This is a genomic window from Larkinella knui (assembly GCF_003858645.1).
GTDB lineage: Bacteria > Bacteroidota > Bacteroidia > Cytophagales > Spirosomataceae > Larkinella > Larkinella knui.
Window position 1 is genome coordinate 586,776 of sequence record NZ_RQJP01000006.1, and the last position, 15,603, is coordinate 602,378.

The 15,603-nt window shown below is 48.1% G+C and carries 13 protein-coding genes and 1 rRNA gene; 4 read left to right on the forward strand and 10 right to left on the reverse strand.

Features of this window, described 5'->3' with window-relative positions; genetic code table 11:
• The first annotated feature begins 1 nt into the window (after position 1).
• From EHT87_RS28505 to EHT87_RS28520, 4 genes are all read left to right on the forward strand, one after another.
• A complete protein-coding gene (locus EHT87_RS28505; protein WP_124910174.1) occupies positions 2–1,300 on the forward strand; it encodes an LVIVD repeat-containing protein in 1,299 nt (432 codons plus the stop codon).
• Positions 1,301–1,311: 11 nt separating this feature from the next.
• A complete protein-coding gene (locus EHT87_RS28510; protein ID WP_124910175.1) occupies positions 1,312–1,902 on the forward strand; it encodes a hypothetical protein in 591 nt (196 codons plus the stop codon).
• A gap of 17 nt (positions 1,903–1,919) precedes the next feature.
• Positions 1,920–2,894 carry a hypothetical protein gene (locus EHT87_RS28515; RefSeq protein ID WP_124910176.1) on the forward strand — a complete coding sequence of 325 codons (975 nt, stop codon included), beginning with the start codon at positions 1,920–1,922 and terminating at the stop codon, positions 2,892–2,894.
• A 110-nt stretch (positions 2,895–3,004) separates the two neighbouring features.
• A complete protein-coding gene (locus tag EHT87_RS28520; protein ID WP_124910177.1) occupies positions 3,005–3,220 on the forward strand; it encodes a helix-hairpin-helix domain-containing protein in 216 nt (71 codons plus the stop codon).
• Positions 3,221–3,278: 58 nt separating this feature from the next.
• Here EHT87_RS28520 and typA read toward each other — a convergent pair whose 3' ends face one another.
• The 10 genes from typA to rrf form a co-directional block, all read right to left on the reverse strand.
• On the reverse strand, positions 3,279–5,093 hold the full coding sequence (typA, locus tag EHT87_RS28525; protein ID WP_124910178.1) for a translational GTPase TypA: 1,815 nt from the start codon (positions 5,091–5,093) through the stop codon (positions 3,279–3,281).
• Between the two features lie 218 nt (positions 5,094–5,311).
• The gene (locus EHT87_RS28530) at positions 5,312–5,521 is read right to left on the reverse strand and encodes a hypothetical protein (protein ID WP_124910179.1); all 210 of its coding nucleotides are present in this window, start codon (positions 5,519–5,521) and stop codon (positions 5,312–5,314) included.
• Between the two features lie 150 nt (positions 5,522–5,671).
• Complete coding sequence (locus EHT87_RS28535) at positions 5,672–5,953, reverse strand: hypothetical protein (RefSeq protein ID WP_124910180.1); 282 nt, start codon at positions 5,951–5,953, stop codon at positions 5,672–5,674.
• Positions 5,954–6,071: 118 nt separating this feature from the next.
• Positions 6,072–6,920 (reverse strand): dienelactone hydrolase family protein, encoded by an 849-nt coding sequence (locus EHT87_RS28540; protein WP_124910181.1) that lies wholly within the window; start codon positions 6,918–6,920, stop codon positions 6,072–6,074.
• Positions 6,921–6,932: 12 nt separating this feature from the next.
• A complete protein-coding gene (locus tag EHT87_RS28545; RefSeq protein WP_124910182.1) occupies positions 6,933–8,210 on the reverse strand; it encodes a metallophosphoesterase in 1,278 nt (425 codons plus the stop codon).
• Between the two features lie 69 nt (positions 8,211–8,279).
• Positions 8,280–11,705 carry an efflux RND transporter permease subunit gene (locus EHT87_RS28550; protein WP_124910183.1) on the reverse strand — a complete coding sequence of 1,142 codons (3,426 nt, stop codon included), beginning with the start codon at positions 11,703–11,705 and terminating at the stop codon, positions 8,280–8,282.
• Positions 11,706–11,763: 58 nt separating this feature from the next.
• Positions 11,764–12,894, reverse strand: a complete 1,131-nt coding sequence (locus tag EHT87_RS28555) for an efflux RND transporter periplasmic adaptor subunit (RefSeq protein WP_124910184.1) — start codon at positions 12,892–12,894, stop codon at positions 11,764–11,766.
• A 46-nt stretch (positions 12,895–12,940) separates the two neighbouring features.
• Complete coding sequence (locus EHT87_RS28560; protein WP_185716374.1) at positions 12,941–14,338, reverse strand: TolC family protein; 1,398 nt, start codon at positions 14,336–14,338, stop codon at positions 12,941–12,943.
• Entirely contained in the window at positions 14,313–14,945 is a 633-nt protein-coding gene (locus EHT87_RS28565; protein WP_124910185.1) for a TetR/AcrR family transcriptional regulator, read from the reverse strand. Before EHT87_RS28565 ends, EHT87_RS28560 begins: the two co-directional genes overlap by 26 nt.
• Positions 14,946–15,496: 551 nt before the next feature.
• Positions 15,497–15,603 (reverse strand): 5S ribosomal RNA (gene rrf, locus EHT87_RS28570); the annotation flags it as partial.

Below are 15,603 nucleotides of genomic sequence, written 5' to 3' on the forward strand. Positions count from 1 at the left end.
TATGAAACGATTTTTTTACGTTCTCCTCGGTATCCTGCTGGTGGGCCTGAACGGCTGCACCGACAAATGCAAAGAAACCCGCACGTTCCGGCAATTCACGCCCCGAACCTTTACGCTGGCCCAGGTTCGCCAGGGCGTTCAGACCGAACAGGCACGGACGCTCGTCAACCCCGGCAAAATCTACACGAAAGACGGTTTTTTATTGATCAACGAAATCAAGGAAGGGATTCACATAATCGATAATCGCAATCCGGCATCGCCCAAAATGGTATCGTTTCTGCGCATACCGGGCAACGGTGATATGGCCATTCGCAATAACATTCTGTATGCCGATAGCTTTATGGATCTGGTGGCGTTCGACATCAGCGACCCGCAAAATATCCGCGAGGTCAACCGGGTCAAAGATGTTTTCCCGAATGGGCAGTTCGACGGCGGCTACTGGAGCCTGAACGTTCAGCAGGAGCTAATCAATGATCAGAAGGTGGAATATGTCACCCAAACCGTCAATACCGATTGTGAAAACGGCATGACCAACGGCGGCTGTATCAATTGTATGGTTTTTGATAGCCGGGGTGGGATTGTTCAAAATTTTAACTCCGCCCTGAGCGGTTCACCCGCGCCCAGCACGAATGGAACCGGCGGCTCAATGGCCCGCTTTACGCTTTACGACAAGTATTTGTATACCGTCAGCCAATCCGATTTGCAATTGTTTGACATCAAAACGCCGTCTGATCCGAAGAAAGGAAATAAGGTCAGCCTGGGTTGGGGAATCGAAACAATTTTCCCGTATAAAGACAAATTGTTTATCGGTTCTCAGACCGGCATGCACATTTATGACAACAGCCATCCTGAAAACCCGGTGCGGATGTCGACCTTCGACCACGCCCGCGTTTGCGATCCGGTGGTGGTTCATGAAGATAAAGCCTACGTTACGCTGCGTTCCGGCACCACCTGTCAGGGCTTCACCAATCAATTGGATGTGGTCGACGTTTCGAATCTCTACAGTCCCCGTTTGCTGAAAAGCTACCCGATGAAAAATCCGCACGGCCTGGGAATCGACTTTCCAAACCTGTTCATTTGCGAGGGCGCTTACGGTTTGAAGACTTTCGACGCCAGTGATGCCATGAAAATTGATCAGCTGGAGCATCTGGAAGGCTTCCAGGCCTACGACGTCATTCCGCTCAACAAATCGTTGCTGCTCATCGGTCAGGACGGTTTTTATCAATACGATTACAGCAATCCAAAGAAACTGAAATTGTTGAGCAAGATTCCCGTTCAACGTCCCTATCCAGCCAGCTAACGACCTCTTCCATGAAAACGATCCCTAGCAAAGTCGTCTGGCTGTGTTGGCTGTTTACCATTCCGGTTTTCGCCCAAAAAAGCCCTTTTAAGCCCGTCTTTACGAACATGACCGAATTCGGCGTCCTGTTCGGTCAAGTCCGTTACAACGTCACTGCTATGGCCGAAAACGTCAGTAAGCGGCAGAACGTAACCGCACAGACGTTCAACGGTGTTCAGCTTCGCCCTAAACTGGCGGTAGGAGCAACGGTCGGCGTCGATTGGTACAATTCGGCGCTGCTCATGCCCGTATGCGCCGGTGTGCGTTACGACCTTGCCCAACCGGGAAAAAAGAATCTACGGGTGTTTACCAGCCTCGATACGGGCTACGGTTTTGCCTGGCTGAACGAAGATCCCACGGGCTACGAAACCCGGGGCGGCTGGGTAATCGCGCCCGGTATTGGTTTCCGGATCGGGCGGCCCCAGAATGCCAACTTTATCCTGTCGCTCAGCTACAAACGACAGGAAGCTGAGGCCGATAAGCCATTAAACTGGAATGAAATCTACAAAATTGAAAACCGCGTGTATAACCGGGTTGCTCTGCGTCTGGGACTGAGTTTCTAAATTTATTCTATTCTTGTATGAAGCCTCTCATTTCAATTGCGGTAGGGACTTTGCTGGCCATTGCCGGCTTGCGATTCAATCAGCTGTACGTTTCGATGACCGTGAACCCGCTGATCGGGGACGAAAGTTTTGTGAAAAAATTTGGGTACAAACCGGATGCAACAACCGACGATCAGTTGCGGATCCGTACGCATCTCGAATACGTAGAAGCGCTCTTGCGAAACCGCACTACCCGGGCGATGAGCAGCGATCAGCAAAAGAAGCGACGCTTTTTGCTGGATAAGTTGCGGGAATACCGGCAGCGGGGCGCTTTTCCCAAAAACTATGACTATGTGGACGAACGAAAACCGTGTTTTATTGATAAAGACGGTACCATTTGCGCGGTCGGTTACCTGGTAGAACAAACCGCCGGACGTAAAGCGGCCGAAAAAATCAATACCCGGTATCAGTACGCCACCGTTTTTGAGATGAACGACCCCAAGCTGCTGGACTGGATTGCTCAATCCGGACTTAGCCGGGAAGAATGTCAGCTCATCCAGCCGACTTATTCCCCGCCCACGCCCCAACAAATTCCGGATAAATACAAGATCACCAACTCCTACGCCATTTCGTCGGCCTTACTCAACGGAACCAACGTGGCTTTAATCGGGGCGCAATTGATGAATAGGCCCGGAATAAACCCGAAACGAACCGGCACCTGGGGAGCTCTGACGGGGCTGGCCACCCTAACGCTCGGCCTTGTTAACCTCGAGCGGTTTTCGTACGATCAAACAACAAACTATTACGGTAATCGGGGTGATTACAGCAACAAGGCAAAGCGATCCCTTTCGATGGTAAACATCGGTGCCGGTGCCGCCACGACGTTGCTGAGTATTTTGAATGTGAGTGCCTACAACAAATCGAAGCGAGCAAAAACCGTGTCCGTCAATGTGTATAGCCCTCCCGTTGAAACCGGCTCGGCTATTGGTTTGCAAGTGACTAAGCGGCTGTAGATAAGCGCCAAAAACGGGCTGTTTGACGCAAATCGCCCGCAACCTGTCGCATTGACACCGCATTCATTCTGTTTGGGAGTGTAAATTTGGGGGTGTTATCAGACCCGAAGATGAAAGAGAAAACCGCAATCCACCCTTTTGACCAACTGGCAAAACCGGCCCGGCGTGCTTTAGCGAATGCCGGAATCAAGACGCTTGAACAATTGACCCAACTGAGTGAAAGTGAATGTATGGCACTGCACGGTATTGGAAAAAATGCATTGCAAATCCTGAAAACCGCCCTGGCGAACCGGAACCTTTCATTCGCGCAATGTGCCAAAAACTGAAATTTCTGATTTCAACCTTCTTTAAATAAAAAAGCCCCGGTTTATGCCGGGGCTTTTTTTAGGCCATTTCAAATTTGCTCTGGTTCCGTTTCCGCTCGTTTTCATCCAGGAAAATTTTGCGAATCCGCATCGATTTCGGCGTTACTTCCAGGTATTCATCTTTCTGGATGTATTCCATCGACTCTTCCAGTGAGAACGTAATTTTCGGAGCAATCCGAACGTTGGTATCCGAGCCCGAAGCCCGCATGTTCGTCAACTGCTTCGCGGTTTGTACGTTCACCACAATATCGTTCTGCCGGTTGTGTTCACCAATTACCTGGCCGGCGTAGATTTCGTCGCCCGGTTCGATAAAGAAAACACCCCGATCCTGCAATTTATCAATTGAATACGCCGTAGCCGCTCCGCTCGTCATCGAGATCAGCGAACCGTTGATCCGCTCGGGAATGGCTCCTTTATACGGCTCAAAGCTCTTGAAACGGTGGGTCATCACGGCCTCACCAAACGTAGCCGTCAGGACATTGGACCGCAAACCGATGAGTCCGCGCGACGGAATTTCGAACTCCAAATGCTGCAAGTCGCCTTTCGGTTCCATGATCAGCAATTCACCTTTCCGCTGCGTGGCCAGTTCAATCACTTTTCCGGCGGTTTCGGCCGGCACGTCGACAACCAGTGTTTCTACCGGTTCCAGGCGGTTTCCGTGATCGTCGTATTTGAACAACACCCGGGGTTGACCAACCTGCAATTCGTAGCCTTCACGACGCATGGTTTCGATCAATACCGACAAGTGGAGAATCCCGCGTCCGTAGACCAGGAAACGGTCTTCGCTATCGGTATTTTCAACCCGTAACGCGAGGTTCTTTTCAATTTCCTTGTATAAACGCTCCCGCAAGTGGCGCGAGGTTACAAACTTGCCTTCTTTACCAAAAAACGGTGAGTTGTTGATCGTGAACAACATGTTCATCGTCGGCTCATCCACGGCAATCCGCTCAATGGCTTCCGGATTTTCCAGATCGGTCAGTGTATCGCCAATCTCGAAATCTTCCAGTCCGGTTACGGCACAAATATCACCACACTGCACTTCCGTTACCTTTTGTTTGCCAAGGCCTTCGAACGTTTGCAGTTCTTTAATTTTCACTTTTTTGATCACATCGCCGACTTTCACCAGGGCCATGTTGGCGCCTTCTTTCAGCGTTCCGCGCACCACCCGACCGATGGCAATCCGACCCACAAAGGCCGAATAATCGAGGGACGTGATCTGCATCTGCGGAGTTCCTTCCGTAACCGGAGCGGGTTGAATGTGCTCAACGATGGTATCCAGCAGGTAGGTAATGTTGTCAGTTGGTGTTTTCCAGTCCGGACCCATCCAACCTTGTTTCGATGAACCGTACACCGTCGGAAAATCCAATTGTTCCTCCGTAGCACCGAGGTTAAACATGAGGTCGAACACTTCTTCGTGAACCTCTTCCGGACGGCAATTTTCTTTATCAACTTTATTGACAACCAGGATCGGCTTCAAACCCAATTGCAGGGCTTTTCCCAATACAAAGCGCGTCTGCGGCATGGCGCCTTCAAACGCATCGACCAGAAGGCAAACGCCATCGGCCATTTTCAGTACACGCTCTACTTCACCGCCAAAATCGGAGTGACCCGGTGTATCGATGATGTTGATTTTAACATCATTATACCGTACTGAAACGTTTTTAGAGACAATGGTAATGCCCCGCTCCCGTTCCAGATCGTTGTTGTCTAATATCAGGTCGCCAAACTCCTGGTTGTCCCGGAAGAGCTTGGAAGCATGAATAATTTTGTCAACCAACGTAGTCTTACCGTGGTCAACGTGCGCTATAATAGCTATGTTGCGAATCGATTGCATACTTTTTTAGAACAAAACAGAACAGACAAAAGATAAATTATACTTATAGAAAGAATCCGGGAATCACTATCTTTGGCCTCTTCTCTTTTGTCTTTTCAATTAAAGTGCAAAGATACGGATTTTTTAGCTGAATAGTAGTATTTTACAATTTATTAACCTACTGAAAAACAAAAAGCCGGGTTGCCCCGGCTATAAGTACAATTTACGATACGTGGGAATTAATGTTTTGGACAACCACAGGCATTTTTACCCCGGAAAAGCCCCCACATAAACCCTTTTTTCTTCCGGTACCCGCGTGCTTTCTTTCGTTTAAAGGCTAACTCACTTTTTAGTTCACTCGACGCTGATTTTACGACGGCGGCTTCAACCGGTGCTTCCAGCGGAAGCATCATACACAGCGTTATACTCAGCACTACTAGCTTTTTCATATCTTTATCGGCTCCGTATACCTGTTAAACGCACAGAGTTACTAAAAGTACGTAAAAAACGGATTTTTTTCTCTTTTATACCCGCTGTTGCCATCACCTTGGTAGCGAAGCTAAAAAGAAAAACCGGCACTTTCGTACCGGTTTTTCTTTTTACCGCGGTCCACGACTGCGTTGTGAACGATAGCTATAGTGTTGTGGTGCCCGATAATTATTCCGGTAGTGAGGGCGCCGGGAATATGACCTGTAATACACCCGTGGCGGGGGCGTTACGATAACCGGGCGACGGTAGCCATACCGGTAGGGATTGTATCCATACCCGTAACTGGGACCGTATCCATAATCGGCTCTTACACCCACTGTGGGAGCACAACTGGTCAAGACAAGACCCAGCAGCGCAATCACCAGCATTGAAATCAGATTATGCGTTTTCATGATCGTAACCGTCTATAGTTGCTTACTAAATTGCCTATTAGACTTGTTTGGTATCCATAGGTTTAACGCATAAACTAAAAAAGTTGTTCATTTATCGATCCGGTGTCCAGACGCGCGCTTACGCCTTTAGCCGTTTCTTCAGGTAATCCAGCGTGATCTGATAGGCATCGGCCGTCGCTTCTTTGTTAAAACCGGGATTGCTCGGATTGGCAAAAGCGTGTGGCGCATCGTACATTTTGATGGTCGTTTGTTTGCCCGCTTCTTTCATATTTTTCTCAAATTCGGCAACCGTTGCCGGTGGAATACCGGAATCTTTCGCGCCGAAAATGCCCAGTACGTCGGTATTCAGGGTTTTCAGGCGCTCGATGTTTTTTTCGGGCTGACCGTAATACATCACACAACCCACCGTTTGCTTACCGCCCAAAATGGCCGATTGCAACGACATACCTCCGCCGAAGCACCAGCCCACGCTGGCAATCTGTGCCTGCGGACCAGCATATGCAATGGCGCCCTGCATGATGGCTCCCAACCGTTCGCGGGGTGCCTGAACCAGTTTTGAGGCTTCTTCGCGGGTGGTGGCCACTTTGCCGTCATACATATCAACCGCCAGGACGTTTACATCGGTCAAATCGTTGTAGAGCTTCTCGGCTTCCTGTTTGATGTAATCATTCAAACCCCACCATTCCTGATACACCAGCAACCATTTGTTGGACGGGTTTTTGGCTTTCAATAGAAACCCGTTGGCTTCTGTACCGTCCGGCGTTTTGAATTTAACCATGTCGCCAGCCACGCTTTGGTACGTAAACGGCAGCGGTTCTTCGTGTAACATTACAAACGATTTGTTACTGGCCAGCAAGGCCATGTCATTCGATACCTGCGCTACAGGTTGGTCGCAACACGATGGCGCCTGAGCAAACGAAATCAGCGGGGCAACCAGCCCGCAGACAAACAGTACGATTTTTTTCATAAGTAAGGTGATTTACGCTTTTTTCAATTCAAAAATGGTGACTTCCGGTAAGATTCCAACCCGCCCCGGATACCCTAAATAACCGTATCCGCGGTTTACATAGAGATATTGCTGACCTTCCTGATACAATCCCGCCCACTGTTTATAAACATATTGCGCCGGACTCCAGCGGACATTTCCAATTTCGACGCCGAACTGCATTCCGTGGGTATGTCCCGCAAACATGACGTCAATATCCGGAAATTGGGGTCGTACCTGCGCATCCCAATGGCTGGGATCGTGGGAAAGTAACAGCTTAACGGGGTAGTCTTCCGTCCCCCGACGGGCTTTCTCCAGATTACCGTATTTGGGCCATCGGCCTGACCCCCAGTTCTGGATACCTATTAAAGCGATTTTGTCGCCATTTTGTTCTAAAATCCGGTTTTCGTCCATCAACAGATTCCAGCCCAATTGTTTATGGGCCGCTTTTAACGTTTCCAGATTTTTAATTTTTGCCTGCGGACTCGACCAGTTCACATAATCACCGTAATCGTGGTTGCCCAGCGTTGAATAAACGCCCATCGGTGCTTTGACCTTGTTGAAAATGTCCATGTAATCCACAACCTCATCGGCGGTATTATTAACCAGGTCACCGGTAAAAAAGACCACGTCCGGTTTTTCGCGCAGCAGCATTTCAACGCCCCCTTTCACCGCCGTTTTGTTGAAAAAACTGCCGGAATGAATATCCGAAAGCTGGGCAATTTTCATCCCGTCGAAACTTGATGGCAGGTTTTTAAGCGACAACCGGATGCGCCGGATGCGGTAATCGTGGGCTCCGGAAACAATCCCGTAGGTGAAGGCAACCAGAGGAACAGCACCTGCAATCAGGGCGGTTTTCATCAAAAACTCGGAACGAGGAATCAGATCGGTGGCAGGAATGGTCGATTGCGTGGTGTCGGCCACTTTGGCCCGAATATCAGGGCTATAAAACAGGGAAGCGACCCAACGCACAAAACGGCCGATATCATCCACGAAAATGAAGAGAACGGCAAAGATTTTTGAAAAATACGGAATCAGAATGGCCGTCCAGATAAACCCGCGGGCCACCCGGCCAACCGCATCGGGTGGTAATAACTGCATCGTCAGATACGTGACAATCGTGACACCCGTAAAACTCCAATAGATAATCGTGACAATACGCTGGGTGTTTTCACTGGCCGAACGGGTGACGGTTTTAATGGCTTGAAAAACGTACCAGTCAATCAGCAGCAGGACGGCAGAAACAAGGAAAAAAAGGACGATGCGGTTCATAATGGTATCAAAAGAAAACCCACAGCGTTAACAGACACTGTGGGTTTTTGGTTTACAGTTAGCATGCTCTTATTCGTTGACCAATTCCGGCTCACGTTCCTTCTTCGCAATTCTTTCTTTAAATTTATCCCTGATCCGCTCGTTGACCCAGTACATACAGGGCACGATAACCAGCGTCAATACCGTCGAGAACGTTAGTCCGTAGATGATTGTCCAGGCCAGGATGTTCCAGAAAACCGCACTATCACCACCAATTACAATGTGGGGATCCAGGTTCTGAAACAAACCGACGAAGTCGACAGTCAGCCCCACTGCCAGCGGAATCAAACCAAGTACGGCAGCTGAAGCCGTCAGCAATACCGGCGTTAACCGAATACCACCCGCATCGATAATGGCCTGACGCAGTGGAATACCGCGTCCCCGCAACTCTTCGATAAACTCGATCAGCAGAATACCGTTCTTCACCACAATCCCGGCCAGGGCGATAATCCCGACGCCGGACATGACCACCGAGAACGTTTTGCCCGTTACCATGAAGCCCAGCAGTACGCCAATGAGTGAGAGAATAATGGTGAAGAAAATAATCAGCGGTTTCACGGCGGAGTTAAACTGGGTGGCCAGAATCAGATAAATCAGCAACATCGCCAATCCGAAAGCCGACACCAGGAAGGTCATCGACTCCTGTTGCTGCTCCTGTTCACCACCCATCCGAACCGTGTAGCCATTCGGCACTTCGGTATCTTTTACGAGTTGCTGGATTTGCTGAACAATTTCGTTGGCATTGTACCCCGCTACTACATCCGAACTGAGCGTAATAACCCGTTCCTGGTTGATCCGGTTGATCTGACTGAAGGTGGTCGAATAACTGATATTGGCCACCGACTGAATTGGAACCTGGCGCAGCTGGCCGCCCGAATTCATGTCGCGGTAGACAATGTTCAGACTTAAAAGCCGCTCAATCTGACTGCGATCATCCTGCTTCAGACGAACCATAATGGGATATTCGTCTTTGGCATCCCGAAATTTCGACACTTCGGTACCAAACAGGGCCGTCCGAACTGCCAACGCAATTTGCGACGACGAAATGCCTTCGCGCTCGGCTTTATCGCGATCAATATTGATCACAATTTCCGGTTTATTGGTAATCAAATCGGACTTCAGCTGGTCAATTCCCTTAATACCCGACTCCACAATTCGCTGGCGAAGCTGCTTTTCCAGTTTTTGCAACGTAGCAAATTCCTCTCCGGCGATTTCAATGGCAATAGGTTTGCCGGTTGGTGGCCCGGCATTTTCGCGTTCAACTGAAATTTCAGTTCCCGGAATTCCCTGCATCGCGGTCCGAACTTTATTCAATATTTCCTGGGTCGACAACCCATGCCGGTCTTCGCCTTTTACAAAAGCAACGGTTACTTTCGATTTATGCGGAGTTGCCGAGCGATCGGGATTGAACGGGTCACCGGCATTTTTACCAACGTTGGCAATTACGGAGTTTACAATATCCGTGGCTTTGTTGTCTTCCAGAACCTTGAACACCCGTTTTTCAATGATTTTCGTCACCGAATCCGTTACGCGCGAATCCGTCCCGATGGGCATCACATTGTAGACATAGACGTAGTCGGGTTCGCCACTGGGGAAAAAGATTACTTTCGGCGGGAAAATACCCATCAGGAAAAACGTACCGACCAGCAGCATGAATACCGCTAAGATGGTCCAAATGGGACGCCATCCCGTTAAAATCCACGAAATCAACTTCCGGTATCCGTTTTTCAACCGGGGCAGTAACCCTTCCTGAAACGGCACGATAATCCGGGGCGTCAGGATATAATGGTTGAATGCATAGAGAATCAGTATAAACAAAAACAGGTTGCCAATTCCCCGGTCAATTACGTAACCCAGGCCGGCCAGGACCGCCAGAATTAACAGAGGTCGCCGAATCGTTTCAAATCCCTGGTTGTCTTCATGGTTATCCTCATCGTGCCGTTTCATGAAGGTCACGGCAAAAACCGGGTTCATCACATAGGCTACGAACAAGGATGCAAACAAGGTCAGAATAAGCGTCAACGGCAGGAATTTCATAAATTCCCCGACGATACCGGGCCAGAACAACAGCGGGAAGAAAGGCGCAATGGTGGTTAATGTTCCGGAAAATACCGGAATAAACACTTCTCCGGCAGCCGCTTTCACCGCCTTTTTAATATCCCAGTCTTTGTGCTCATTAAAGAGCCGGTGCGTGTTTTCAATGACCACAATGGCATCATCGACCACCAGACCCAGGCCCAGCAAAAACCCGAATAAAACGATGGTATTCAACGTAAACAACGTACCAACCACAGGTCCGACGATGGGCATACAGACGAAAGCCACGAGGGCCGACAGCGGTACGGACAACCCAACGAAAATAGCGTCACGAACGCCCATGAAAAACATCAATACCAATACCACGAAGATGAAGCCCAGCACGACGGTATTGATCAAATCGTGAATATCGGCCCGGGTGCGTTCGGATTGGTCGGCTGTAACCCGAATATCGAGGCCAGCCGGATACCGGTTTGCTTTGTATTCTTTAATGGTTTCCTCAATCTGGTCAGCTGCGGCAATCAGGTTGGCCCCCGACCGCTTGATGACGTTCAGCGTAACGACGGATTTGTTATCCAGACGGGCAAAATCCTGTTGTTCTTCAAAGCTATCCTGAACCTGAGCAACATCGCCCAAACGAACAGTAGCCCCGGTGGCCGTCCGGATCTGAAGGTTTTCCAGTTGCTTCATCTCGCTGAACTCGCCTTTTACCCGCAAGGTCCGGCGTACGCCCGCAACATTTAATTCACCACCCGATACGTTGATGTTTTCGCCCTGAACGGCCTGCTGAATGTCAAAAAATGCCAAACCGGCCGATTGCATGCGTGGCAAATCCACATTAATCTGGATTTCACGCTCTAACGCACCGACAATATCCACCCGGCTGATCTGCGGCATGGCTTCGATGGCATCCTGTAAATCCTCCGCGTATTCTTTCAGCCGTTTGAGCGAAAAGTTTCCGGCAAGGTTGATGTTCATGATCGGAAATTCCGAGAAGTTCACATCCTGCGCCGTTGGTCCCGCGTCCATTTTCTGGGGCAAATCCTGCTTGGCTTTATCGATGGCATCACGCACCCGTTGTAACGCTTCCGGAACCTGAACATCCGGGTTGAACTCTACCAGAATAACCGATACGTCCTGCAACGCATTCGATTTGATTTTTTTAACGCCCGAAATGGATTTTAACTGCTTCTCGATCGGCTTGTTAATAGTGTTTTCAACGTCGGCCGGTGCCGTTCCCAGGTAAATGGTATTGATATAAATCTGCGGCACTTTAATGTCTGGAAACTGCTCTTTCGGCAGGTTATTATACACAAATAACCCGCCAATCGTAATGATGAACGTGAAGATGTAAATAGCCGTCCGGTTTTCTACGCACCAGTTGGTAAAACCGAGGGTTTTGTATTGTTCAAATTTCATGGCCTTGGTTAGATGGGATCGAAACGTGGATTTCTGTAGGCCGCATTTCGATCTGTTTTTAGAAATTTATCGGTTGTCCATCAACTAACTCCTGATAGCCTTGGGTAATAAGCTGGTCGCCGGAGTTTAGTCCGGTAATAATTTCGACTTTTCCACCGTAGCTCAATCCGGTTTTTACCTGACGGGCTTTGGCCAGTTTTTTATTGCCTTCTGAGACGGCCACATAAACCAGTTGCCCGTTTTCCGTATTCTGAACCAGGTTCTGATCGATCACAATGGCTTTATTTCTCGAGATATCGTTAATTTTTATCTGTGCCAGCATATTCGGTTTCAGGTTATTGTCCGACGGCAGGGGAGCTTCGATGGTAAACGTCCGGCTCAATGGATCGACCGTTGTTGAAACGAAGCTGATGCGTGTCGTCAGCTCTTTGTCGATATCCGGAAACCGTACGACCACGGCATCTCCTTTTCGAACGCTACCCGCATACGTATCGGCCACTTTCGCGGCAACTTTGAGTTGCGACAGGTTCACCACCCGAACAATGCCCATTCCCGGCATGGCCGTTTCGCCGGTTTTGACGTTGACTTTATCAACAACACCCGAAATTGGCGACGTCACATTGGATTGTGAAAGTTGGACGTTTAGTGTAGCCAGCCGTTTTTCCAATCCTTCCTTGTTGTTTTTCGCTTGCAGGTACTGAATCTCGGTACCAATCTGCTGTTTCCAGAGGCTAGCCTGTTTCTCATAAACCGTGTTGGCTAAGTTCAATTGATTGCGCACTTCTTCAACCGATTCGCGCAGAATCTGATCGTCGATTTTGGCTAAAACGGAACCGGCTTTTACTGCATCGCCTTCCTTCACGTAAACCGCCGTAATCGCACCACCGGATTTAGGAGTCACCTGCACATTATTCTTGGCATCGATGGTGCCCTGCAACTCCACAAAATGCTTGAAAGTTGATGCTGTCAATGGTGCAACCACCACTTCTTTCACCTTAACCTGCTCGGCCTGAGTGGGATCCAGTTTGGCCACTTCCGATTCCAGCGTCTTGATTTTAGTGGTTAATTCGGTTTGCTGGGTTTTTAAATCGGCGAGTTCCTGCTTTTTAGAAGCCAAATCAGACTTCTTTTCTGACGAGCAGGCAAAAAGTAGGGAGGTTGCCAATCCGATTATGTAATATGTTTTCATTTTGATTATCAATAAATGCTTTGAACAGCGTGAATGTGACGAATGATTATTGACCGGTGTATAATTTCCCCAATGCCTTATCCAGATCGACTTTCGTGATCATGTAATCGAGCAAGGATGCGAAGTAATTGGTTTGCGACTCCCGAAACGACGTTTCAGCGTTTAATACTTCGATATTAGAACCAACTCCTTCTTTGTATTTGATTCGCGTAACCCGCACAATCTCCTGGGCCAGATCCATATTTCGTTTCTGATTTTGAAGGGTTTGCAAGTTGTTGGACAACATCACTGTAGACTGTCTAATTTGCAGATCAATGGAATTTTTCAGTAACTCTCCGCTTTGCCGGGCTTTGTCGACCGTTATTTTTCGTTGTTGTGCCGCGTAGCGTTTCTGAAAACCGTCAAAAACCGGAATATTTAGATTGAGCGAAATAGCTGCCGAGTTGAACCACTGCGTCGTCCAAAAGTCCATAAAATTATTCCGACCGTTGTTATGGCCGTAGGTTGCAGCCGCCGTTAATCGCGGATAATACTGTTTCCCAATGTTTTGCAGATCCAGGTCGGCCAGTGTCACCTGCGTTTGTAACGTCGAAAACTCAATCCGCTGGTTATAATCGAATACGGAATCCAAAACCGCTGCCCGATCCAAATCTTTCTGGCCATAGGACTCAATTCGATCCGTCAAGCGAATCGGTGTATTGATCGGCAATCCCATCTGGAACTTCAATAAATAATAGCTCAGATCGACCAGGTTTTTAACATTTTGCCGTTCTGTTTTCAAATTATTCAATTGTACTTCCAACCGATCAACGTCGATTTTTTCGACAAATCCCTGAGCATTCATGGCCCTCGTCTCGCGCAAAAGTGTATCGACCCGGGACACATTCAAATCCAGCAGTTTAATACGCTCCTCGCTGACCAGGACGCCGTAATACGCTTTGGCAACCTGTTCCGCTACGTTAATTTTCGATGCGGTGATGTTTTTCTGCGCCAGTTCTCGGTACGTCGAAGCGGCCTTCAAACCAATTTTATAAGACGCATCGAACAGCAACTGATTCACATTGGCCGAAACATTCCCCTGAAGTTTTACCCCAAATGGAATGGCAGTAACCGCATCTTTATCACCACTGCCACCACCGGTTGAGTCCGCCGGAGCGCCAAAACCACCAGCGGGAAAGATAAATTTCTGAATAATAGCATTGTAAGTAACCGTACCGCCAACGTTAACTTGTGGTAAAGCTAATCCTTTAAGCTCCTTGATACGCGCTTCGGCACTCAATGCGTCTAATTGCGTATTCTTGATGTTAATATTCTGTTGGGTAGCAAAACTGATAGCGTCATTCAACGAAAACTCGCGCGGAGCCTGAGCCATCCCCGAGCCAACCAGACCAATTGTCAATACTAAACTATAGATTGGCTTACAATGTCGTAGAAGCGGGGTCATTCTGGTGTTCTTTAACATATTGGTTGTAGATAAGTAATCCTTTTTCAGTGAGTATACCGCGAACAAAATGATGAAGTAGCTGGATTTGAACCTCTACCATAGCCGTTAATCCTCGTGGAAACACCTCTGTATCAAAAGCCATTCGTATCAATTCAACTCGCAATCGCGCCATGATCTCCACGTCAATCTCGGGTCTATACAACGCCTGCTCAATACCTTTTTTCAGATTTGCCCGGATTGATTCGAGTACAAATTTCTCCTTAAATTCCGTACAAACCTCCCAAGCTCTGGGATAATGCCGTTGAACATCGAACCATAATGTCGGATTCATCTCGGCCAAATGTTCCCGCATAATCTCTGATGCAAGCAATATTTCTTCGATAGGATTATGAGCAGTTGCCATTTTGCAACTCACATTTTCCCGATTCTTATCCAGGCGATACAACATGACCTGATAAACAATGTCATCTTTATCGGTAAAATGCTGATAGAGTGTCTTCTTGGAAATACCGATATCACGGGAGATATCATCCATTGTAATACTTCGTGTACCAAATTTCCAAAATAAAGCTTCAGCTTTTAAAAGAATTCGTTCTTTGAGCTCCAATGATTTATGACTATTTTAAGTCATAAACTCAGGAAACTATTTTTAAGTTCATAGTTTCCTGAGTTTTCAATAAGTATATGGTGGGGATATGTGCTACAAAGGTTGATTCAAATGAGATTTTTATCAACTATTAAGGCGTGAAGCGGCTGATTTCAGGGATGAACCATCTATTTTTTGAAGATGAAAGGTAAATTTCAGCTTCTCTGTAGAAGATATAAGAAACTAACTAAAGATGGCCTTCGGCTACAGTAAATTAGCTTCTTAAGAGCCGTCTAAAAATGGTAGTTGAAATTAATCAGGGAAGCCAGTAAGGTAGTAAAACAAAAATGGTAGCTACTATACTATTCTAGTCCAACGGATCAATAGAAGCCAATTCACTATCAACCCGCAGACCAAAACTCAATCAGCAGTCGGCCACTCGTCAGGTTGAGGAAAACCACACATCCCGGTAAATCCTAAGACGGTCGCCACCTTGTAAGGCTTGTCTGTGCTACTCGTCCCATAAAAAAAAGGTCCTGCCTCTTGTGAAGGCAGGACCCTTATTAAATCTGTGGTGGCGGCAACCTACTCTCCCACCAGTGACGGCAGTACCATCGGCGTAACGGGGCTTAACGGCTCTGTTCGGTATGGGAAGAGGTGTTCCCCCGCACCCTTGCCA